Annotated in this window: 16 protein-coding genes; 10 read left to right on the plus strand and 6 right to left on the minus strand. The window is 44.1% G+C overall.

Annotation, left to right across the window (positions count from 1 at the left end):
- Nucleotides 1-92 precede the first annotated feature (92 nt).
- The 9 genes from ffh to ilvC all read left to right on the plus strand — a co-directional run bounded on the left by ffh (nucleotide 93) and on the right by ilvC (nucleotide 13,428).
- Nucleotides 93-1,445: a signal recognition particle protein gene (gene ffh, locus EXN75_RS10920; protein ID WP_134843842.1), complete on the plus strand. Its 1,353-nt coding sequence runs from the start codon at nucleotides 93-95 to the stop codon at nucleotides 1,443-1,445.
- A 30-nt stretch (nucleotides 1,446-1,475) separates the two neighbouring features.
- Nucleotides 1,476-2,354 (plus strand): bifunctional methylenetetrahydrofolate dehydrogenase/methenyltetrahydrofolate cyclohydrolase FolD, encoded by an 879-nt coding sequence (gene folD, locus EXN75_RS10925; protein ID WP_134843843.1) that lies wholly within the window; start codon nucleotides 1,476-1,478, stop codon nucleotides 2,352-2,354.
- Nucleotides 2,355-2,570: 216 nt separating this feature from the next.
- On the plus strand, nucleotides 2,571-5,189 hold the full coding sequence (locus EXN75_RS10930; protein WP_342776609.1) for an alpha-L-arabinofuranosidase C-terminal domain-containing protein: 2,619 nt from the start codon (nucleotides 2,571-2,573) through the stop codon (nucleotides 5,187-5,189).
- Between the two features lie 273 nt (nucleotides 5,190-5,462).
- Nucleotides 5,463-6,596: an OmpA family protein gene (locus EXN75_RS10935; protein ID WP_134843844.1), complete on the plus strand. Its 1,134-nt coding sequence runs from the start codon at nucleotides 5,463-5,465 to the stop codon at nucleotides 6,594-6,596.
- A 364-nt stretch (nucleotides 6,597-6,960) separates the two neighbouring features.
- Nucleotides 6,961-8,763, plus strand: coding sequence for a dihydroxy-acid dehydratase (gene ilvD, locus EXN75_RS10940; protein WP_134843845.1), 1,803 nt, complete (start codon nucleotides 6,961-6,963; stop codon nucleotides 8,761-8,763).
- A 105-nt stretch (nucleotides 8,764-8,868) separates the two neighbouring features.
- Nucleotides 8,869-10,584: a biosynthetic-type acetolactate synthase large subunit gene (gene ilvB / locus EXN75_RS10945; protein ID WP_134843846.1), complete on the plus strand. Its 1,716-nt coding sequence runs from the start codon at nucleotides 8,869-8,871 to the stop codon at nucleotides 10,582-10,584.
- Nucleotides 10,585-10,669: 85 nt separating this feature from the next.
- Nucleotides 10,670-11,215 carry an acetolactate synthase small subunit gene (ilvN, locus tag EXN75_RS10950; RefSeq protein ID WP_022111276.1) on the plus strand — a complete coding sequence of 182 codons (546 nt, stop codon included), beginning with the start codon at nucleotides 10,670-10,672 and terminating at the stop codon, nucleotides 11,213-11,215.
- A gap of 187 nt (nucleotides 11,216-11,402) precedes the next feature.
- Nucleotides 11,403-12,191, plus strand: coding sequence for an acyl-[acyl-carrier-protein] thioesterase (locus EXN75_RS10955; protein WP_134843847.1), 789 nt, complete (start codon nucleotides 11,403-11,405; stop codon nucleotides 12,189-12,191).
- A gap of 193 nt (nucleotides 12,192-12,384) precedes the next feature.
- Nucleotides 12,385-13,428, plus strand: coding sequence for a ketol-acid reductoisomerase (gene ilvC, locus EXN75_RS10960; protein WP_118117152.1), 1,044 nt, complete (start codon nucleotides 12,385-12,387; stop codon nucleotides 13,426-13,428).
- 100 nt (nucleotides 13,429-13,528) lie between these two features.
- Here the strand turns inward: ilvC and EXN75_RS10965 are convergent, their stop codons facing one another.
- The 4 genes from EXN75_RS10965 to EXN75_RS10980 form a co-directional block, all read right to left on the minus strand.
- On the minus strand, nucleotides 13,529-15,430 hold the full coding sequence (locus EXN75_RS10965; RefSeq protein ID WP_134843848.1) for a RecQ family ATP-dependent DNA helicase: 1,902 nt from the start codon (nucleotides 15,428-15,430) through the stop codon (nucleotides 13,529-13,531).
- 42 nt (nucleotides 15,431-15,472) lie between these two features.
- Nucleotides 15,473-17,200, minus strand: coding sequence for a single-stranded-DNA-specific exonuclease RecJ (gene recJ / locus EXN75_RS10970; protein WP_134843849.1), 1,728 nt, complete (start codon nucleotides 17,198-17,200; stop codon nucleotides 15,473-15,475).
- A 173-nt stretch (nucleotides 17,201-17,373) separates the two neighbouring features.
- On the minus strand, nucleotides 17,374-18,585 hold the full coding sequence (locus EXN75_RS10975) for a C1 family peptidase (RefSeq protein WP_134843850.1): 1,212 nt from the start codon (nucleotides 18,583-18,585) through the stop codon (nucleotides 17,374-17,376).
- 61 nt (nucleotides 18,586-18,646) lie between these two features.
- Complete coding sequence (locus EXN75_RS10980; protein ID WP_134843851.1) at nucleotides 18,647-20,050, minus strand: aminopeptidase P family protein; 1,404 nt, start codon at nucleotides 20,048-20,050, stop codon at nucleotides 18,647-18,649.
- A gap of 161 nt (nucleotides 20,051-20,211) precedes the next feature.
- On the opposite strand from EXN75_RS10980, the gene EXN75_RS10985 reads away from it, so the two are divergent.
- Nucleotides 20,212-21,051: a patatin-like phospholipase family protein gene (locus tag EXN75_RS10985; protein WP_134843852.1), complete on the plus strand. Its 840-nt coding sequence runs from the start codon at nucleotides 20,212-20,214 to the stop codon at nucleotides 21,049-21,051.
- A gap of 104 nt (nucleotides 21,052-21,155) precedes the next feature.
- Here EXN75_RS10985 and trmD read toward each other — a convergent pair whose 3' ends face one another.
- Both trmD and EXN75_RS10995 read right to left on the minus strand, forming a co-directional pair.
- The gene (gene trmD, locus EXN75_RS10990) at nucleotides 21,156-21,833 is read right to left on the minus strand and encodes a tRNA (guanosine(37)-N1)-methyltransferase TrmD (RefSeq protein ID WP_118117118.1); all 678 of its coding nucleotides are present in this window, start codon (nucleotides 21,831-21,833) and stop codon (nucleotides 21,156-21,158) included.
- A gap of 303 nt (nucleotides 21,834-22,136) precedes the next feature.
- On the minus strand, nucleotides 22,137-23,933 hold the full coding sequence (locus tag EXN75_RS10995; protein ID WP_134843853.1) for a M6 family metalloprotease domain-containing protein: 1,797 nt from the start codon (nucleotides 23,931-23,933) through the stop codon (nucleotides 22,137-22,139).
- Nucleotide 23,934 lies beyond the last annotated feature (1 nt).

The raw sequence follows: 23,934 nt of genomic DNA on the forward strand, positions 1-23,934 counted from the left end.
GTTCTTGAATTGGTATTTTTTATGATAAATTATACATGGAAATTCGGAAAAAAGTTGTAATTTTGTAGCCAAAATATAAAGAAGAATTAAACATGTTTGAAAATTTAAGTGATAGATTAGAGCGCTCTTTCAAAATATTGAAAGGTGAAGGTAAGATAACTGAAATCAACGTGGCTGAAACCATGAAGGATGTACGTCGTGCACTTTTGGATGCCGATGTGAACTTTAAGGTTGCCAAGGAGTTTACCAACTCTGTGAAGGAAAAGGCGCTGGGTATGAACGTGCTTACTGCCGTGAAGCCAGGACAGTTGATGGTGAAGTTGGTACACGATGAGTTGGCTGAGTTGATGGGAGGCGAAGAGGCTCCTTTGAAGCTCGAAGGCCATCCTGCTATTATCCTGATGAGTGGTTTGCAGGGTTCTGGTAAGACTACCTTTAGTGGTAAGCTCGCTAATATGCTGAAGACCAAGAAGGGAAAGAAACCATTGCTCGTAGCGTGCGACGTATATCGTCCTGCTGCTATCGACCAGTTGAAGGTGGTAGGTGAGCAAGTGGGAGTTCCTGTATATGCTGAGCCTGACAACAAGGATGTATGCGTGATTGCTGATCATGCCATCCAGCAGGCTAAGACCAATGGCAATGATGTGGTCATCGTCGATACTGCCGGCCGTCTTGCCATCGATGAGCAGATGATGAATGAGATCAGTAATCTGAAGAATCATTTGCACCCGGATGAAACCTTGTTTGTTGTTGACTCCATGACTGGTCAGGATGCTGTCAATACAGCGAAGGAGTTTAATGATCGCTTGGATTTCAATGGCGTTGTACTTACCAAGCTTGATGGTGATACCCGTGGTGGTGCTGCACTCAGTATCCGTACAGTGGTAACCAAGCCTATCAAGTTTATCGGTACTGGTGAAAAGATGGAAGCCATCGACGTATTCCATCCAGCTCGTATGGCAGACCGTATCCTCGGTATGGGTGACGTGGTTTCACTCGTAGAACGTGCTCAGGAGCAGTTTGACTTAGAGGAGGCTAAGAAGTTGGAGAAGAAGATTCGCAAGAACCAGTTCGACTTCAATGACTTCTATGCTCAGATTCAGCAAATCAAGAAGATGGGTAACATCAAGGATTTGGCCAGCATGATTCCTGGAGTCGGCAAGGCTATCCGCGATGTTGATATCCCTGAGGATGCTTTCAAGGGGGTTGAGGCTATCATCCAGAGTATGACTCCTAAGGAGCGCTCAAATCCTGGTATTCTGAATACCAGCCGCCGTCAGCGTATCGCCAAGGGTTCTGGTACCAATATCCAGGATGTGAACAAGCTCATCAAGCAGTTCGATCAGACCCGCAAGATGATGCAGATGATGACTGGCAACAAGATGGCACAGATGATGAGCCGCATGAAGGGTATGCCAGGTATGCCTAAGATGCCGGGAATGTGATTAAATACTTAACATTTAATATTGAATCAAATGCAGCTAATCGACGGAAAGGCGACAGCAGCCGCCATCAAGGAACAGATAGCCGAGGAGGTGAAGCAGATAGTAGCGCAAGGTGGCAAGCAACCTCATCTCGCGGCCGTGCTCGTGGGGCACGACGGAGGTAGTGAGACCTATGTGAAAAACAAGGTCTTGGCTTGTGAAAAGTGTGGATTTAAATCTACGCTGATCCGATTTGAAGATGACGTAACAGAAGAGGAACTTCTGGCTTGCGTTGACAGACTCAATCAGGATGATGATGTGGATGGATTCATCGTACAGTTGCCTTTGCCTAAGCATATTGATGAGCAGAAGGTGACGATGGCGATAGACTATCGCAAGGATGTGGATGGTTTCCATCCTGTCAATGTGGGTAGAATGGCAATCGGTCTTCCTTGTTTCATTTCTGCCACTCCATTGGGTATTCTTACCTTGTTGCTGCATTATCATATCGAGACCAGTGGCAAGAAATGCGTGGTGCTCGGACGTAGCAATATCGTTGGCAAGCCTATGGCTCAACTGATGATGCAAAAGCAGTATGGTGATGCTACGGTAACGGTCTGTCATTCTCATTCCAAGAACCTGAAGGAGGAATGTCGTGAGGCTGATATTATCATCGCTGCTATCGGCAGACCGGATTTCGTAACGGCTGATATGGTGAAGCCGGGTGCTGTTGTGATCGATGTGGGTACAACGCGTGTACCTGATGCAACTAAAAAAAGCGGTTTCCGTCTCAATGGTGATGTGAAGTTTGATGAAGTAGCAGAGAAATGTTCTTTCATCACACCGGTTCCTGGTGGTGTAGGACCGATGACGATCTGTTCTTTGATGAAGAATACCCTCGCTGCTGGCAAAAAAGAATATTATAAGTAGGGGTGAGGTCTGAGTCTGATAGCTATTACAGACAAGGCAGCCCCATGCTAAAAAAAATACAAGTATCAAACAACTTATACTTGTAAGCGAAACAAGTAAGCTTAACAAATACTTGATTTTTTATAACTCTCTAATTTGGTCGGGGCAGGGCGCAGTGATGCACTCGGCCCCTTTTTTTGTAGATATATCTCTTATTAAAAACATAAATCAATGAAGATGAACCATAAAATTTTATTGGCTTCTACAGCTATACTTTCCTTTACCTCGTTGATGGCGAGTGGCAAGTTGAATCCTAAGGGTAATCCTGCCTTCTGGGATGAGCAGAATGCTCCTGCCTATTCCGTGATGGGTAAGGATACGACCTGTCAGGTGTTCCTGTATTCTCCTGATCCTACCCAGGGATTACATTTGGCGTATCTGACAGATAATGAAAAATGGATCGATGTAGGACAACTTTGTGCTTCTGATTATGGTCCTTGGGGATCGGGTAAGAAGATGTACAGTCCCTCTGTTGTACAGGCCAATGATGGAACTTGGCGTGCCTTGTGGAGTGTGGGAGAATTATTTCCGCAGTTTGCAGTGGCTTATTCCGAAGATTTAGTGACATGGCGCCCGCAGGATTATCCCATTGTAGCCGAGAAAGGAGTGAAATCTCCTGTTGCTTACCAGATGGAAAATGGTAATTTTGATATCTATATCAAGACGGCAAAGGGAAAACGCTACGTGCAGGCTTCTCAGGATTTCCGTACTTTTGTGGAAGATTCCTTGGAAGCTTCTGCCGATGAAATCCTATGGGATAAGGATTCGGTACTGATCAATGGTAAAATGCAGAAGGGTGATGAGTTTGAAATACCTGCTGTTCACCTGAATTATATCCGTGCTTGGTTTAAGGCCTTGGATGAGGAGAATCGGGAAAATAACCGTCAGATTCCAAAAACAAATCAGGAACTGGCTGCGCTTGTCAAGGAATATAATGACAGACAGGTTGCCATGCATGGTGAAAAGGCTGTTCTTACTCAGATGGATGAGAGCGACAGGATAGAGGCGAAGTTGGTGGTTGACGGAAAACAAACGAAGCGTATCTCAGATAAGTTGATTGGTATTTTCTTTGAAGATATCAGTCGGGCTGCTGATGGCGGATTGTGTGCCGAACTTCTTCAAAACGGTGATTTTGAATACAACAAGGATGATAGAAAGCATTCGTGGAATGCAACGACTGCTTGGCAGGGAGTGGACTTGTCTTCTGTTTCCGTAGAAAACGGAGTGAGCAAAAATAATCCTCACTATGCGGTGTTGGGTGCTACACCTATTTATAATATAGGATGGGATGGCATTTCTATCCTGCGAGGTGCTCGTGATGCGAAGAAGGAAGGAAAGCATGCTGCTTCTTATTATGACGTGAGTTTGTATGCTCGTTGCCTGAATGGAAAGAATAAGCAACTCATGGTAGCTTTGGTTGATGAAGCGGGGGATGTTATATCACAGGCTAAGGTGAAGGTTGTTGGCAATGAGTGGTCTGAATATAAGGCGCAACTGGTCATTACTGATAAATATCAGGGAAATCTCGAAGAGGGTAAAGGCATCCGCTTGGCCCTTATTCCAAAGGGAGAGACTCAGGTGGGTATTGATCTCGTGAGTCTGAAACCTCATGATACTTATAAAGGTCACGGACTCCGCAAGGATCTGGCAGAGAAAATCGCAGAACTCAAACCGAAGTTTGTTCGTTTCCCTGGCGGTTGTATGTTGCATGGACAGGGTCTGGACAATATCTATCATTGGAAGGAAACGGTAGGACCCTTGAAGGATCGCAAACCAGCCAGAAATATCTGGAATTATCATCAGACCAGACAACTCGGTTTCTATGAGTATTTCCAATGGTGCGAGGATATGGGTGCAGAGCCATTGCCGGTATTGGCAGCGGGTGTACCTTGTCAGAATTCACAGTCTAATGCGCAAGGACTCTGCGGACAGCAGGGAGGTATTCCGATGGACCAGATGCCACAGTATGTACAGGATGTACTCGACCTGGTGGAGTGGGCGAATGGAGATCCTGCCACTTCTTCATGGGCCAAGATGCGTGCTGATGCAGGACATCCGGCTCCTTTCAATCTGAAGATGATTGGAATCGGAAACGAAGACCTGATTTCTACGACATTCAAGGAGCGTTATCTGATGATATGCAAGGCATTGAAGCAGAAATATCCTGATATCGAGGTGGTGGGAACGGTAGGACCTTTCCATTATCCTTCTTCAGATTATGTGGAAGGCTGGAAGATTGCTAAGGAAAACCGACAGTATATTGATGCGGTAGATGAGCATTATTACGAAAAGCCAGGTTGGTTTATCAATCATCAGGACTATTACGACCATTATGACCGTAGTATGCCTAAGGTATATCTCGGTGAATATGCAGCCAATGGAAATAATGAGGTGGACCGTGCCTTGGCAGAAGGTATTCATCTCTGTAGTGTGGAACGTAATGGCGATGTGGTGGAAATGACCTCTTATGCACCTCTGCTTTGCAAGGATGGTTATGCCAACTGGAATCCGGATATGATGTACTTTAATAATAATAAGGTACGCGCGACAGAAAGCTATCAGGTGCAGAAGATGTTCTCCGTACATAGTGGTGACGTTTATATCGCTTCTGATTTGCAGTTGCCGGAGGTCTTGAAACGCTATGTGGGCGTCAGTGTCGTGAAAGACAGTAAGTCGGGAAAGGTATGGCTGAAAATTGTCAATGCTTTGCCGCGAACACTGAAGCTGAAACTGTCCGGTTTGACTCAAAAGGAAATCGAAATAGGTCCTCGCCAATCGAATGTCTGGGCCTTGTAGATTTTTTTCTGAAAGGATACCTTTCATGAGATGTGCATATATCTCATAAAACCGATATAGAATATGCAAGAAAACTGATAGGATTGTCCGAAAAAGGAATGAATATTGGCTTTTTTGCATGTTTTATAGGTTGAAATGCAAAATTTAGTGGAAAATATTTGGTAGTTAAAGTTTTTTTTTATTACTTTGCACTCGAAATAAGTATTTGTGCAGTATTTGCATGAAGAATTATAGTGATATTTAATAATTTTATTTAATAAATTTTAGAGAGACATGAAAAAGTTAGTTTTATTGTTTGCTGCCGCAGCTATGGCAGTATCAGTATCAGCTCAGACTGTTACTGAAAGCAAGACTTTTGACAACTTCTACATCGGCGTTAATGGCGGTGTAATGACAAAGACTACAAATCACAGTTGGTTGAACAACCTCAACTCAAATGCTGGTCTTCGTATCGGTCGTTGGTTTACTCCAGTATTCGGTTTGGCTGCTGAGAGCAATGTTTACTTCAACGATCACAACGCATATCCATCAAAGACTAAAGTTCGTTATATGAACACAAGCTTGATTGGTACTGTAAACTTGAGCAACTGGTTTGCTGGTTACAAGGGTCAGCCACGTACATTCGAGGTTATCCCTGTTTATGGTCTTGGTTGGGCACACTCTTTCGGTACAACAGATAACTGGAATGCTTTGACTTCTAAGGCTGGTATCGATTTCGCAGTTAACTTCGGTGCTGACAAGGCATGGCAGTTCTATGTAGAGCCATCTATGAACTGGGCTTTGAATGGTGATGGTTATGAGGGTGTTGCTTATAACATCAACAAGTCTGGCTTCCAGTTGAACGCTGGTTTCATCTACAAGTTCAAGAACTCTAACGGTTCTCACAACTTCACAATCGCTCAGCTCCGTGATCAGTCTGAGATCGATGGTTTGAACAGCCAGATCAACAACCTCCGCAACGATTTGAATAACAAGGATTCTCAGCTCTCAGCTAAGGACAAGCAGATCAAGGATCTTCAGAACGCTCTTGACGAGTGCAACAAGAAGCCTAAGTATGTAAAGCCAGCTACAGCTACAAACTTGCAGCCTACTGTATTGTTCCAGCAGGGCAAGTCTAACGTAGAGAAGAGCCAGATGCCTAACATCGAGTTGATCGCTCAGTATATGACGAATCATCCAGAGGCTAACGTTGAGATCAAGGGTTATGCTTCTCCAGAGGGTCCTAAGGAGTTGAACCAGAAGCTTTCAGAGAAGCGTGCTGATGCAGTTAAGAATGTATTGGTTAAGAAGTACAAGATTGCTGCTAATCGTTTGACAACTAAGGGTATGGGCGCAACAGACAAGCTCTTCAAGCAGGTTGAGTTTAACCGCGTTTCTACTTTCAACGACAACAGCGCTGCTGAGTAATAAACGCATTGATTAGAATTTTTTCTATCAAACATATAAATCCTCAAGGTTTTTTGCCTTGAGGATTTTTTTGTGCTCCATCGGATGTTATTTCTATTCCTGTGATCGTATGTTCATAATTGATGTGAGGTACAAACCAAGGAGGAGTGAAATAATATAGAAGATTTAGGTTATAGTTTTTGTGTTTTTAGTTTATTTGAATGCTCAATTCTAACGAAAATGTGTAGTTTCTGTGATAAATCGAAAGCAAATCGTTGATTTATGTTACGAAATTCGCAATAAAATGAAAGTTTATGTGAAATTTGTTGGTTATTACATAAATTCTCAGTATCTTTGCAGTCAAAATTGAAAATATAAAAACAATATGAAACATCCATTAAGAAGTAGCGTCTGTACTGAAGGCAGAAGAATGGCAGGTGCCCGTGCACTTTGGGTAGCTGCAGGTATGAAACATGAGCAGTTTGGCAAACCAATTATTGCTATTGTGAATAGCTTTACACAGTTTGTGCCTGGTCATACTCATCTTCATGAAATCGGTCAGATTGTCAAGAAGGAAATAGAGGCAATGGGTTGCTATGCAGCCGAATTTAATACCATCGCTGTAGATGATGGTATTGCTATGGGTCATGACGGAATGCTTTACTCTTTGCCAAGCCGTGACATTATCGCAGATTCTGTAGAGTATATGGTCAATGCTCATAAGGCTGATGCCATGATCTGCATCTCTAATTGTGATAAGGTGACTCCTGGTATGCTCATGGCATCTATGCGCTTGAACATTCCTACTGTATTCTGCTCTGGTGGCCCTATGGAAGCTGGTCGTTGGAAGGGTGAGAATGCTGACTTGATTACTGCTATGATTAAGGGTGCTGATACCAGTGTTTCTGATGAGGAAATGAAGCAGATTGAGCAATGTGCTTGTCCTGGTTGTGGTAGCTGTTCGGGTATGTTCACTGCAAATTCTATGAACTCACTGACTGAGGCTATTGGTTTGAGTCTCCCAGGAAATGGTACAATCTTGGCAACCCACAAGAATCGTATCCAACTCTTCAAGGATGCTGCTCGTCAGGTAGTGAAGAATGCTTATGCTTATTATGAGGATGGTGATGAGAGCGTATTGCCACGTAATATTGCAACACGTGATGCTTTCCTCAATGCAATGACTCTCGATATCGCAATGGGTGGTAGTACCAATACGGTGCTTCATCTTTTGGCTGTTGCTCAGGAAGCTGGTACTGACTTCAAGATGGAGGATATCGACCAGTTGAGCCGTAAGGTTCCTTGTCTCTGCAAGTTGGCTCCAAATACTCAGAAATATAGTGTTCAGGAGTGCAATCGTGCGGGTGGTATCATGGGTATCCTGAATGAGTTGAACAAGGGTGGCTTGATCAATGGTAGCGTAAAGCGTGTTGATGGAAAGACACTCGATGAGCAGATGAAGAAATATGATATCACTGGTTCTGAGCTTGATCCAGAGGCAGATAGAATCTATCATTCTGCACCTGGCAGAAAATTCTCTACTCAAATGGGTAGTCAGGATGCTCAGTGGGAGAGTCTTGATACAGACCGCGAGAATGGATGTATCCGTGACTTGGAACATGCTTACACCAAGGATGGTGGTCTGGCTGTTCTCTTCGGTAATATCGCCCAGAATGGTTGCGTAGTGAAGACTGCGGGTGTGGATCCTGTACTTTGGCACTTTGAGGGTCCTGCTGTTTGCTTCGATTCTCAGGAGGATGCTTGTGAGGGGATTCTTGATGGAAAGGTAAACTCTGGTGACTGTGTGGTTATCACTCATGAGGGTCCTAAGGGTGGTCCTGGTATGCAGGAGATGCTTTATCCTACTTCATACATCAAGAGTCGCCATTTGGGCAAGGAGTGTGCCCTGATTACTGATGGTCGTTTCTCTGGTGGTACATCCGGTTTGAGTATCGGGCATATTTCTCCAGAAGCAGCTGCAGGTGGTAATATCGGTAAGATCAAGGATGGTGATATCATTGTCATTGATATTCCAAGCCGTTCTATCAACGTGAAGTTGTCTGATGAAGAATTGGCAGCCCGTCCTCAGCAGCCTTTGAAGCGTAACCGTGTGGTAAGCAAGGCTTTGCGTGCATACGCTCAGAGTGTAAGTTCTGCAGACAAGGGCGGTGTAAGAATTATCGATTAAGATGAAAATATATAGTTTTTGAACTTTTCAGTAGAAAGGTAATGGGATATTCTGCTTGGATATAGCGTGGAATTTTCCCATTCCTTTGAAATAAATATAATAATAATGGCAAAAGAAGTAATAACAGGAGCAGAAGCGTTGATGCGCTCCCTGAAAGCTGAGGGTGTAAAGACCATTTTCGGTTATCCGGGGGGAAGCATCATGCCAGTGTTTGATTCACTGTATGGTTACACGAGAGGAGAAAATAAGGTGTTTGATCACATCTTGGTACGTCACGAGCAGGCTGCTGCTCATGCTGCACAGGGCTATGCTCGAGTCAGTGGCGAAGTGGGCGTAACACTCGTGACCAGTGGTCCTGGAGCAACAAATACTTTGACTGGTATTGCTGATGCCATGATGGATTCTACACCTATCGTGGTTATTGCTGGTCAGGTAGGCGTGGGTGCCTTGGGAACGGATGCGTTCCAGGAGGTTGACCTGGTGGGTGTTACCCAACCTATCTCTAAATGGGCTTATCAGATTCGTCGTCCTGAGGATGTAGCTTGGGCTGTGAGCCGTGCTTTCTATATTGCCCGCAGTGGTCGTCCGGGTCCTGTCGTTCTCGACTTTACCAAGAATGCCCAGATTGCTACTTGTGAGTGGGAACCTGTGAAATGTGAGAAGGTTACCTCTTACAATCCTTATCCTGCCATAGATGCCAAGGCTGTAGAGGAGGCTGCCGAATTGATCAATAATGCCAAGCGTCCATTTGCACTGGTAGGTCATGGCGTGGAATTGGGCGGTGCTCACAATGAGTTGATTGAATTCCTGGAGAAGGCTGATATTCCTGCAGGTCGTACACTGCTCGGCCTTTCTGCTTTACCAAGCAATCATCCGTTGAATATGGGTATGCTCGGTATGCACGGTTCGTATGCTACCAACATGAAGACTCAGGAGTGTGATGTGCTGATAGCTATTGGTATGCGTTTCAGCGACCGTATTACTGGTGTTCCTTCTAAATATGCTAAGCAGGCTAAAATCATCCATCTGGATATAGACAAGGCTGAAATTGACAAGGTCATCAAGACGGATGTTGCTGTGATAGGTGACTGTAAGCAGACTTTGCCGGCAATTACCCGTTTGCTGAATAAGAATGTTCACCGTGAGTGGAGAGATTCATTCGAGGTTTATCGCCAGCAGGAGCAGGAGAAGGTAATCGAGAAGGATATCCATCCTACAGAGGGTCCTCTGCTGATGGGCGAGGTGACCAATGTGGTGACGGAAGCTACCCATAATGAGGCTGTTCTCGTGAACGACGTAGGTCAGAACCAGATGATCAGTAGCCGCTACTTCAAGTTCACCAAGAAACTGAGTATTGTTACCAGTGGTGGATTTGGAACAATGGGATTCGGTCTTCCTGCTGCTATCGGTGCAACCTTTGGTGCTCCAGACAGAACCATCTGCTGTTTCTTCGGTGATGGCGGTTTCCAGATGAATATCCAGGAATTGGGTACGATCATGGAGCAGCAGGCACCTGTGAAGATGATTCTCCTGAACAACAATTATCTTGGCAATGTACGTCAGTGGCAAGACCTGATGTTTGAAGGCCGTCGCTCCTTTACCCACATGCTGAACCCTCGTTATGAGGAAATAGCCAAGGCTTACGGCATTCCTTACGATGTGGTCATCGACCGCAAGGATCTGAAGGCGAAAGTGGAGAAGATGATTGCTACCAAGGGGCCTTACCTTCTGGAGTGCGCCATCAAGGAAGATGAGGACATCGTTCCGATGACCTTGCCTGGCAAGAGTGTTGATGAAATGCAGTTGGAACTTCATTACTAAAGTTCTCGATTCATATATATATAATAAGGTGTAACCGGCATTTTCAAAGTAAAGTGTAACAGACATTTTAGAAAGGAAAAATAAGATGGACAATAATAGTGACAAGAAATTATATACATTGCTTGTTTATTCAGAGAACATTGCGGGTATCCTGAATCAGATTACCGCAGTATTCACCCGCAGACAAGTAAATATCGAGAGCCTGAACGTATCGGCCAGCAGCATCAAGAATATCCACAAATATACCATTACGGTATGGAGTGATCCTGAGCAGATAGAGAAAATCAACAAGGCGATAGAGAAGAAAATCGATGTCGTGAAGAGTGATTACTATGCGGATGATCAGATTTTCATCCATGAGGTGGCTCTCTTCAAGATTTCAACTCCTGTTCTGCTGGAAAACCCTGAGGTTTCCCGTACGATCCGTAAGCATGATGCTCGTATGATGGAGGTTAATCCAACTTACAGTACGGTACTCTTGGCTGGTTTGACAGAGGATATTGCAGACTTGTTCCATAAGTTGAACAGTTTTGATTGTCTCTTGCAATATACTCGCTCAGGCCGTATTGCAGTAACAAGAAGTTTCGATGAGCCTATCTCTGATTATCTGAAGCAGAGTGCGGAGGAATAACAGAGATAGAGAAATATAGGGATAAGCGGGCTACGATCGTAAGACAGTTGTTCTACGGTTGTAGCTCGTTTGTTTTTATGAACGCCGTTAGCAGAAGAAATTCTCGATTTTTTCTTTGGCATTCTCAATAAAAAATTGTAGATTTGCAAAGAATTTAAAAACAAGAAGGCATTTTTTCGTATAAGATATGGAATTATTAAGTAAAGTAGGAAGATACGAGTTCCTTTCGGAACCTTTTCATTGTGACTTTTCCAGTCACCTGTTTATGGGGCATTTGGGCAATCATTTGTTGAATGCAGCCGATTTTCATAGCAACGACCGTGGTTATGGCATGAACTATCTCATGCCACGACATAAGACTTGGGTGCTTAGTCGCTTGGCCATAGAGATGACCGAGATGCCTAAGTCGTATGACAAGTTCTATGTTGAGACCTGGGTGGAGAATGCCATGAAGTATTTTACAGCCCGTGATTTCAAGATATGTGGTAAGCCAGCTGCTGATGAAGAAGAGGAGAAGGTATATGGCTATGGCAAGAGTGTGTGGGCGATGATAGATACTGAGACCAGACAGCCGGTAGATATATTCTCCATCCATGATGGACTTATCAAGGAGTATCTCGAGGAAGAGAAAGAATGTCCTATAGCAGCCAGTTCTCGTGTCAAGATGTCTGCCGATGCCAAGTTTGTGCGCAGTATCGACACCTATTATAATGATGTAGATGTCAATGGACATATCAATTCAGTGAAATATATCGAACATATTCTTGATTTATTCGACTTGGATTACTACAAGACCCATTTTTTGCAGAGATTTGAAATTGCATACGTGGCAGAGAGTCATCAGGGCGACCGTCTTAATTTCTACGAGGAGGAAGTAAATGAGGGAGAATATTGCATAAAGATAACAAAAATCTGCAAAAATGACGCAAAAGAAGTCGAAGTTGTAAGAAGTAAAGCGAAATTTATAAAAAAATGAAAGAAAAATTTGGTAGTTTCATATTGATTTATTACCTTTGCACCCAGATAAGAAAATAAACCCAGAGCCGCCCTCTTGGATAGGGGGTGGACGGATCAAACAGGCATTCTTTGGATAAGAATTAGCTCGCATCCGTATGGACAAGTTAAACCCGCGGCTCCACAACGGCAAGCCGCACAAAACAAAAATAATTATGGCAGAAATGAATTTCGGTGGCGTAATGGAAACTGTTGTCACCAGTCATGAATTTTCATTGGAGAAAGCACGTGAAGTATTGAAGAACGAAACTATCGCAGTTATCGGTTATGGTATCCAGGGTCCTGGTCAGGCTTGTAACCTTCGCGATAATGGTTTCAATGTCATCGTTGGACAGCGTCAGGGTAAAACCTATGAGAAGTGTCTGAAGGATGGTTGGGTTCCTGGTAAGACTTTGTTCTCTATCGAGGAAGCTGCAGAAAAGGGTACTATCATCTGTATGTTGCTTTCTGATGCCGGTCAGATTGCTTGCTGGCCAAAAATTAAGCCACACCTCACAGCAGGTAAGACTTTGTATTATTCACATGGTTTCGCTATCAACTGGAGCGATCGCACAGGCGTAGTTCCACCTAAGGATATTGATGTTATCATGGTTGCACCTAAGGGTTCTGGTACTTCTCTCCGCACAATGTTCTGCGAGGGTCGTGGTTTGAACTGCTCTTACGCTGTATATCAGGATGCATCTGGTAAAGCAGAGGAAAAGACTATTGCATTCGGTATCGGTATCGGTGCAGGATATTTGTTCAAGACTACATTCCAGCGTGAGGCTACTTCTGACCTTACTGGTGAGCGTGGTTCTTTGATGGGTGCTATCGAGGGTCTTTTGGAGGCTCAGTACGATGTACTTCGTGAGAACGGTCACTCTCCATCTGAGGCTTTCAACGAGACTGTTGAGGAACTGACTCAGAGCCTTGGCCCTCTCTTCGGTGAGAAGGGTATGGATTGGATGTATGCTAACTGTTCTACAACTGCACAGCGTGGTGCTCTTGACTGGGCTCCTCGTTTCCGTGAGGCTATCAAGCCTGTTATGGAGTGGTTGTATTACTCTGTTAAGACTGGTAATGAGGCTCAGATTTCTATCGACAAGAACTCTCAGGCTGATTACCGTGAGAAGTTGAACGCTGAACTCGAGGCTATGCGCAACAAGGAAATGTGGCAGGCTGGTGTTACAGTTCGTAAACTTCGTCCTGAAAATAACTAATTTTTTTCTCGTACATAATGTTGGAAAGGGAATGGTCCGCGAGGGGTCGTTCCCTTTTTGTTGTTTATCTCTTTTTGTTGTTTATCCTTTTTTGTTAGCTTTACAGATAGATATAACTGCCGTCTATATGTATCTGGTTTTCTGATACCAGCATTTCTAAAGCATTTTCTAACTGCTGGCTCGGTACTTGTATTTCTCTCAATTCTGTAATGTGGTGTTTCTTTTGATCACCTAATATCTGGAGAATACTTTCTTTCGCCTTTTCAAACATCTGTTTGGCTACAGAATCGTTATCTTTATGTTCCAGACAGACATCGCATTGCTTGCAATCTTCCTTGGTTTCTTCTCCGAAATACCTTAAGAGTTGTCGTGAACGGCAGATAAAGTCTGTTTGTGCATATGCTATCATACTGCTGATACGTTTTACGAATTGCTCTTTTCTGTTTTCGTATGCTTCTTGGGTGATGACGACCTTATCTCCATCAATTCTATCCCGGGTATAGGTGATAAACGGGATTTTTCTACGAGGAACGAAAGTGATGATATGTTTGGTGGCAAGGCATTTCAATGCGAAATATACCTGCTGGATACTCAACTCTGCTTGTTGGGCTATCAGGGATTCATCGATATATACGAAATCAGTGAAGAGTCCTCCGTAAATGCGTAAGAGAGCCGTGACAACCTGGTCTTCATTTTCAGACAGATTATCCAGAAGATAAAGGTCGCTTCTGTTCAGGTTGAACATGAGGCGGGCTTTCCCGTCGGGATTGTCTTCGTAATGAATGTAACCACACTGTTCCAGTATTCTCAAAGCTGCATCTACTTTTGTTGGGTAATACTTATAGATATAGCTGAATTTCTCTATGTTGAATTCGAAAGTTTTTCCACAACCGCTCCCCACACCTATTTGAAAGAAATAGGCGAGGTGTTCGTAGATATCCCTGATCAGTTCTTTCTCTGGAAAGGTATCGTTGATGCGTTTGGTCAGTTTGCGTTCATCGCTGGCATCATAGAGTAGTACTGCGTATGATTTGTTGCCATCTCTACCCGCACGACCAGCCTCCTGGAAATAAGCTTCCAGAGAGTCTGGGCAATCTATATGAATGACCATCCTTACATCGGGTTTGTCGATACCCATACCAAAGGCATTGGTAGCAACCATCACTCTTATCTGATCTTCCTGCCACTCTCTCTGTCGTTCATCCTTTACGGCAGGGTCAAGTCCGGCATGATAGAAAGTGGCAGGGATGCCGTTCTTATTGAGGATTTCTGCTATTTCCTTCGTACGGCGGCGGCTTCTAACATAGATGATGGCAGAACCCTGTACACATTTCAGGATATGAACCATTTCGCCATGCTTGTCGGTCGTAATGCGTACAATATATGCCAGGTTCTTGCGTTCGAAACTCATTTTGAACACATTCTTTTCAGAAAACTGGAGTTGGTTCTGGATATCATCTACGACTTCTGGGGTAGCCGTGGCAGTAAGTGCCAGGATAGGTGTTCCCGGTTTCAACTTTCTGATATCTGAAATCTTCAGATAAGAAGGACGGAAATCATATCCCCACTGACTGATGCAGTGGGCTTCATCCACTGTGATAAAGCTTACTTTGATATGGCGTAATTTGGTCTGGAAAATATCCGTAGAAAGTCTTTCCGGAGAGACATACAGAATCTTGACACCGCCAAAGATACAATTCTCAAGTGTCTGTATGATTTCTCTTCTGGATTTGTCGGCATAGATAGCATCTGCCAGGATACCGCGTTCCTTGAGGTGGGTAACCTGGTCTTTCATGAGGGCTATGAGGGGCGTAATCACGATGCAAACGCCATCCTGGGCAAGTGCAGGAACCTGAAAAGTGATAGATTTACCACCACCTGTAGGCATAAGACCGAGGGTATCCTTACCCTGTGATATACTTTCGATAATGTCTCTCTGTATGCCACGGAAGTCAGGATACCCCCAGTATGTTCGCAATATCTCTTGAAATTTATCTGTCATTTAGTCATTTGGGTCTGATGGAGTCAGAAATCAGGAGTTTTCCTATTTCTCACTGTTGTTCGGACGGATATCCTCAATTTGCAGTTGTACCTGGTTCTTCTTGAAGATATTGTCTTCTATGGTATATACAATGTCGAAACTCCGTTTGCTCTTGATGTATCGTGCTGCAGCACTTTGTCCGAAGGCAATGCCGTTGACCACGCTGCTCGACTTTGAGTCCACAAGTTCCAGCTTGATGTGCTCCTGTTCCCTTCCTACCACTTTGCTTGTACCATAGTCATACACTTTGGTTGTGCAGAATATCGGTTTTTGATTGCCTGGTCCAAAAGGTGCAAACCGTTTCAGGTCGCTGTACAGGTGTTTGGTGATGTCTTTGAAATCAATCTCCGCATCAATATGAAGCAAGGCTTCTGTCTGTTCAGGAGCGATATGCTCCTCTACATATTTCTGGAATCTTTCTCTGAATTCTTTTACCTTATCCCATTTGAGGGTAAGTCCGGCAGCGTATGTATGTCCACCGAAATTCATGAGAATATCGCGGCAACTCTTGATGGCAGAATAGACATCAAAGCCCGTTACACTGCGTGCGGAGCCTGTTGCCATGTCACCATCTTTGGTCAGAACGACGGTAGGGCGGAAATAGATTTCCGTGAGTCTTGAGGCAACAATGCCGATGACTCCTTTTTTCCATCCCTCATCGTAGAGCACAATACTGGAGTTGTGCTTCTGGCTTTCAAGTCTTGACACAATGCCATTGGCTTCCTCCGTCATCTGCTTGTCGATGTCCTTACGTTGTTCGTTGTATTCATTGATGTGTTTTGCCATGCGGATGGCAGTAGCAAAATCTCTTTCTACCAGCAGGTCAACGCTCAATTTGCCGTTTTCCATTCTTCCTGAAGCATTGATGCGTGGACCGATCTTGAATACGATGTCGCTCATTGAGATTTCTCTACCATTGAGTCCGCAGATATCAATGATGGAACGCAAGCCGATACTTGGATTGGTATTGAGCAGCTTGAGACCATGGAACGCGAGGATACGGTTTTCTTCCTCAACAGGTACGATGTCGGCTGCGATGCTTACGGCACAGAAGTCGAGCAGCGGGATGAGTCTGGAGAACGGAATGTTGTTGTTCTTGGCGAAAGCCTGCATGAATTTAAAGCCTACGCCACATCCGCAAAGGTGCTTGAACGGAAAGGTATCGTCAGGACGTTTAGGGTTGAGAATAGCCACAGCAGGAGGCATCACCTCGTCTGGTACGTGGTGATCACAAATGATGAAATCTATGCCAAGAGACTTGGCATATTCTATTTCCTTGATGGCTTTGATGCCACAGTCAAGGATGATGATTAGTTTTACACCTGTCTTGTTGGCAAAGTCTATTCCTTTTTTGCTGACTCCGTATCCCTCGTCATATCTGTCGGGGATATAGTAATCGATGTTGGAATAGAATTGCTGCAGGAACTTATAGACCAAAGCTACGGCAGTGCATCCATCTACGTCGTAATCGCCATAGACAAGGATGCGCTCCTTGCGTCCCATCGCATCATTGAGGCGGTCAACGGCTATGTCCATATCCTTCATGAGGAATGGATTGATCAGGTCGGCAAGCTGGGGTCTGAAAAACCGTTTGGCTGCCGATTCTGTCGTAATGCCTCTTTGGATGAGAAGCTGTCCTAAGATTGGGCTGATGCTTAGCTTTTCGCCCAGTTCCTTTGCTGCTTTTTCTTGCTCTGGTGTAGGTGCTTCATAATTCCATTTAAAATGCATCTTAATTATTTTTTATTTCTGCCGTCAAAGTTACAAAAATAAAACGACAAATAGAAATGTTTTAACTTGAAAATAGCAGAAAAAGCATGAATTATGCAAAAAAAGGCAGCAAACCTGATGGATTGCTGCCTTTTTTAAAATATTTATCTAAGTTTCTTTTCTTCCTGTTATCCTTAGATTCCGAGTTTTTTGCGGATATCCTTAGGGATGGCATTCTTGTTTACCATGAAGTCCATAGTCTTGTATGCTACGAATGCCTTGGTCATGTACCAGGTTCCCTTGTAATCGCCATACTCACCCCATGAGTTCTTCACCATGTAGTACTCCTTACCATTCTGGTCCTTTGCGATACCATAGATGTGCATACCGTGGTCATCGGTAGTCTCCCAGTTATCGAAAGCTTCCTGACGCATCTGCTGTGTTGGTACAACCTCAGGAGCGTTGACACCCAGTGAGTCGAACTTCTCTTTCTTCTCGTCTTTTGAAAGCTTGAACCAGTGGTCTGCATCGGTGCCTGCCATAGAACGAACCTTCTTTACATCGTAAGCGATACCGAGACCTTTGCGAGTGAAACCATCCTCTGTTACGTCGCCACCCCAAGCTATAGTATAACCGTTGTTGACTGCGTTGTCGATAATCTTGCAGATGTCTTCCATTGGAACGTTGTAGCTCATAGGCCAGCGCCAGTTGTCCTGTACCTCAACAGCAAACTGACTCCACATTGGGTGGTGGGTATAGCTGGTGATGGTAACATAGTCATCGAGATTCAAACCGAGGCTCTCGCAGAATGACTGTGGAGTATATTGCTTGCCCTGATAGGTAAACTTCTCTGGAGTCTTACCGATGTAAGAGTCGATGATGCCCTGAAGACCGCTCTTCCAAGCAGAAGAAATTTTCTTAGCATTGCTCTTGGCAACAGCTTCTACGTATGGTGTCATTACATCGAAGAACTCACCGAAGTTGGCAAGTGAGTCACCTGTCAATGTACCTGGTGCTGGCATTGCATTCTCTGGTACGATACCATAGTGCTTCAAAGCATACAGTACATCGTATGCGCTACCACCCTGTGAGAAGCTCACGTCACCGTGCATTCTGACAGCCATTGTGGCGCGGTCCATGTATGTTTTGTTGGCAACGAACATCTCGCTCAAGTCGTATGTCTTGCCTGTCTTCTTCAAAATCTCGCTCTCAAAATAGCTGAGAGTAGAATAAGCCCAGCACGTACCACTGCGGTTCTGATCCTTGATGCTGGTGATAGGGTTTTCCTTTACCACTGTAAATACTGGCTTGTTCTTTGCGATAGCTGCTGAATCAGTAGCGGTCTTTGCGCTTGCACCTGTGGCAACCAATGCCATCAATGCTGCTGCGATCAATGTTTTCTTCATTAAAATTTCTCTTTATATTAATAATGTTGTTCTTTCTTTTATCTCTCTTCAAGGGAATTGCTTATCTGTTGGCTGCCATGTAGTCCTCTACATCCTTTGGATGATAAGGGATGCGGTCTTTGCCCAAGAATCTGCAACCGTCTTTGGTGATGAGTAAATCGTCCTCGATACGGATACCTCCGAAGTCCTTGTAGGTTTCCAACTTGTCGAAGTTGAGAAACTCTGCGCAATGACCTGAAGCCTTCCAGTCGTCGATGAGGGCAGGGATAAAGTAGATTCCCGGTTCATCTGTTACGACGAAACCTTCTTCGAGACGGCGACCCATGCGCAGGCAGTTGGTACCGAACTGTTCCAGGTTAGGACGAACTTCCTCATCGAATCCTACATTGATCTGGTCGAAATTCTCCATATCGTGTACGTCCATTCCCATCATGTGACCTAATCCGTGAGGCAGGAACATGGCATGAGCACCAGCCTTGACAGCCTCTTCTGTATCACCCTTGGCAAGTCCTAACTCCTTGAGCTTGTCAAACATCAGACGGCATACTGCAAAGTGAACATCTGCGTATTTCACACCAGGCTTGGCAACTTCGAGTGCATAGTCGTGGCAAGCCTCAACGATAGAGTAGATTTCCAACTGGCGCTGGGTAAACTTGCCGCTTACAGGCATGGTACGTGTATTGTCAGAGCAATAGTTGTTGATGGTCTCGGCACCGGCATCGCAAAGAGCCAGTCTGCCAGCTTCCAGAATGCTCATGGAAGGATTGCCGTGCATAATCTCACCATGCTGACTGAAGATAGTAGGGAAACTGACCATTGCTCCATAAGAGTTGGCAATTCCGTCAACTTGTCCGCCTACAAATTTCTCTGTTACTCCTGGACGAGTCAACTTCATGGCAGTGGTATGCATCTTGTAACCAATAACTGCAGCACGTTCCAGTTCCTCGATTTCCTCAGGAGTCTTGGTAGAGCGCATCTTTATCACAGCCTTGATGAGATCCATAGAGGCCTCTTCCTTTTGCTGGTTAGGATGGATGCCGAGGAGATCGAATATCTGGAGCTTGATGTCAAAGCGGTAAGGAGGCAGGAAATGAATCTTGCGCTTCTTAGACATGGCATCATTGCAGATAGTCTTCAGAGATTTCATAGGTGCAGAGTTGTGGACACCAACCTGTTCTGCCAAGTCGTGTACGCTTTCCACGCTGCCATACCATACGATATCTTCAATATCTATATCGTCACCGATCAATGTCTCGATGTCGTTGTCAATGTCGATTACACCTACCAGACCATCGCGCTGCTGTCCGAAATAATAGAGGAAAGTAGAGTCTTGACGGAATGGATAGTATCCATTGTTAGGGAAATTACAAGGTGAATTGTTATTTCCGAAAATCAAAATTACGCCTTCACCTACAAGCTTCTTAAGCTCTTGGCGGCGCTGAATGTAAGTGTCCTTACTAAACATATTTTTAGTTTTTTGTTATATTTTGGTGCAAAGTTAGTGATTATTTCCCAAAAAATGCTTATCTTTGCAAGCAAAATCGTATAAAAAGTGAGAATTTATAAATAATTAATAATAAAAGCCCGCTTTTTGTGCAAAAATGAATAAAAAAACAGGTAAATGGTATGAAGATGGAAAGAAAAACGGGACTGGTCTTGGAAGGAGGCGGAATGAGAGGTGTGTTTACAAGCGGGGTACTGGATGCCTTCATGAAACACGATTTGTATTTCCCATATACGGTGGCTGTTTCTGCAGGTGCTTGCAATGGTATGTCGTATATCAGTCGCCAACCCCGTCGTGCCCGTATTTCCAATATCGATTACTTGGATCGGTATGAATATATCGGTCTTCGGCATCTGGTTACTCAAGGTTGCATCTTCGACCGCCGGTTGCTTTATGATAAATTTCCCAACCAGTTGTTGCCTTTCGATTTTGATACTTTTTTCCAGCATGCGGAAGGTTTTGAGATGGTAACGACCAATTGTCTGACGGGGCATGCCATGTATCTTTCTGAAACTCATGATAAGCAGCGTGCTCTGGATGTCGTCAGAGCTTCAAGCAGCTTGCCTTATGTCAGCAAGATTGTGAATGTGGATGGTATCCCAATGCTGGATGGTGGTATTGCCGACAGTATTCCTGTTCAGCACGCCATCGATATGGGATATGAGCATAATGTGGTGATACTGACCCGCAACAAAGGGTGGCGTGATTATGGGAAGGATCGCAAGATACCTTATTTATATACGAACTATCCTCGTCTTCGTGTTGCTCTGAGTCATCGTCATAAGGTATATAATGAACAGATCCAACTTGTAGATGACCTGGAGGCTGCGGGTAAGATCACATGTATTCGCCCGCTTCGTCCGCTTGAGGTGGGACGTATTGAGAAAGATACTCTCAAATTGGAACGGTTATACGAAGAAGGCTTCACTTTGGGAGAGAGATTCTGCCAGAATTTCAAATAAAAATAAGTCATTTAGTCATGCTGTCTCTTTCAGACAGTCATGCTAAATGACTTATTTGTTTTTTATCTCAAAGACTCAACTTTATGATTTATTCCAATGCATCTTTATTCTTCCAATAAATCAGGGCGCAGGCGTCTGGTTCTTTCCATGGCCTGGTCGAATTCCCATTGGCGAATTTTAGCCTCATTTCCGCTCAGCAGTATCTCAGGAACTTTCCAACCCTTATAGTCTGCTGGTCGGGTATAGATAGGGGCTGCAAGAATGTCGTCCTGAAAACAGTCGGAGAGAGCGCTTTGTTCATCGCTGATGACTCCTGGAACCAAACGGATTACTGCATCAGAGATAATGGCTGCAGCAAGTTCGCCACCTGTCAATACGTAGTCGCCTACAGAAATCTCACGGGTGATGAGATGGTCTCTCACTCTTTGGTCAATTCCCTTGTAGTGACCGCAGAGGATGATGAGGTTGCCTTGCATCGACATCTCATTGGCAATCTTCTGGTTGAAAGTCTCTCCGTCTGGAGAAACATAGATGACGTCATCATATTCGCGTTCTGCCTTCAGGGCTGTAATGCAGCGGTCGATAGGTTCGCATTGCATCACCATGCCGGCACTTCCTCCGTATGGATAGTCATCTACTCGTTTCCATTTATCTAATGTATAATCACGCAAGTTATGGAGATGAATCTCTGCGAGACCCTTCTTCTGTGCACGTGCCAGGATAGACTCATTGAAGAATCCCTCCAGCATTTCCGGTAATACAGTGATAATATCTATTCTCATATTGAATGCAAAGATAATATAATTTGAGCAAGTAGCCAAAAGATTCTGCTATTTTTTTTCAGTAGAAAGTTTTTGTGTATAGGAATGAAAAATAAACTCTGTTAAAATAATTCGTAGGCTTTCTGCAGATTTGCCTTCTTATAAACTGAGTGAGGAAATAGAGTTTGGGCAAGGAAAAATTTCTCCTTGCCCAAGCGCAAATTTTTCCGTGGGCAGGGAAAAATGAAAGTGGGGTAAACAAAAAATGCGAATTCGCTGGATAGCGAATTCGCATTTGAAATGTATTGTAAAGAATTATGTGTCTTACTTGATGATAACCTTCTTCTTTCCGATGATGTAAACTCCCTTGGTGAGCTGACTAACATCTGTGCCCAAGTAGCGACCATCGAGGGTGAAGATACGTGTATCCTTCTCCTGATTCTGCTGGATGACAGGGCTGTCGATACCTGTAGCAAAGTCCTTGAGATAATCGAAGGTAATGACGCCGTCGGTCTCCTTGATGTTGTAGAAAGGCTTTTTCAATGTGCTGTTGTTGAGTTCGACACTCAAAAGTTCAGTCACATTTTTAGTACCTGGGAATGGATCGGCTTGGAGACTTGCCTTGTATTGAGCGTCTGTCCATTTTTTGCCATCACCATGGTTGTAGTCAGAGATTACATAACCATCAGCAGGAACAATCATGACTTTTGGTTTGCCTATGTTGTTATTGGGATTGTCAAAAAGGTTGACATCTTTAGTGCCATAGTCAATTCGCCAAATCAGCATACCTGTGTTGTAAACATGTGCAATCCCATACCACCATCCGCCTTTTTGGATATTTTGGATAAGAAGGTATTCGTCATTTTCTCCATTAATCTTGTAAGCAGTTCTCTCTTTATAGTAGGAATTTAATGTAACCTGTTTGGCTTCATCTCCTAATTCTACAGGTGTAGCCCATCCCATGGCATCCATTTCCCAAGGTGAATAAGGAGTAGGGCAGTAGCCGCCATTAAAAGTATATTCTCCTCCGTCCATCAAATCCCACATTTCTGGGTTTTGGTTATCTACTTTTGATGCGTCAACAGTAGGGTAAAGATCGGGCAGACCGAGCGTGTGAGAGAATTCATGGCAGAACAGTCCGATTCCGCTAAGTAAGAAACCGTTCTTTTGGTTCAATTCCCGTCCAAAGTTGAGTTCTGCATGAACTCCATATCTGCAGACCTTTTTGCCGTCATAGGTTCCGAAACCGCCATCACCAGGTCCAGACTTTGGCCAAATGTCATTTGGATTGCCCGACATGCTGGCAGGATAGCCTGCGTATATGATATACACGAGATCTACCATTCCGTCACCGTCTGCATCATATCGTGAAAAGTCAACATCTTTATCGGCTGCTTTACAGGCATCGCTGACAAGGGCATAGGTGTTGTCTTTGTCACCTTGTCCATAGTAAAGAGAAGAATGATTGAGTTTATAAGGACCTACGACATCAAACTGTGGAGTGTATGAGCCCTTACTCATGTCGTAAAAATAGTCAGAAACACTTCCTTTGTTGCGTAAGTTCTTATTCTTGTATGAACCTGTATATGCTTCATATCCATCGGGTAAGTCGTCCTCAACATTGCCTTTGAGGAAGTGCTCAAATACATTCTTGGCTTTCTCTCCACTTTGGAAGGGTGTGTCAGAAAACTCAACCAAAATAACCAATGCCTTTGGACTGCCACTGTGTGGAAAATACTTCACTCCGTTGTTTCCTGTGCCCATCGCTTTTGCTGTTGATGCTTGTTCAATGGCATAACTTCTAAAGCGGGAATGGTTTTGCTTTTTGATGGCTTTGATTTCGGCAGGCACACGTTTGTTAGCATTGTGGGCAATAAATTTTGTAGCTTTCAATGTGCCGTATGAGGTAGTTTCTGCAATATAGTAGTTGTTTCCTTCTTGTACAAGAAGAACTCCGTCCTCTGTGGTGAGCCAATTGAAATGTTCGTCACCATATATTCTGACGTTCAATTCTGTTCCGTCGCTTTGGGTAACAGTGATAATGCCAGAGTATGCTTTTGCAGCAAAGCCGCTTGCGATGCCCATCAGAGCAAATGCAATGCTAAGTAAAATCTTCTTCATA

Source organism: Segatella hominis, from assembly GCF_004535825.1.
GTDB lineage: Bacteria > Bacteroidota > Bacteroidia > Bacteroidales > Bacteroidaceae > Prevotella > Prevotella hominis.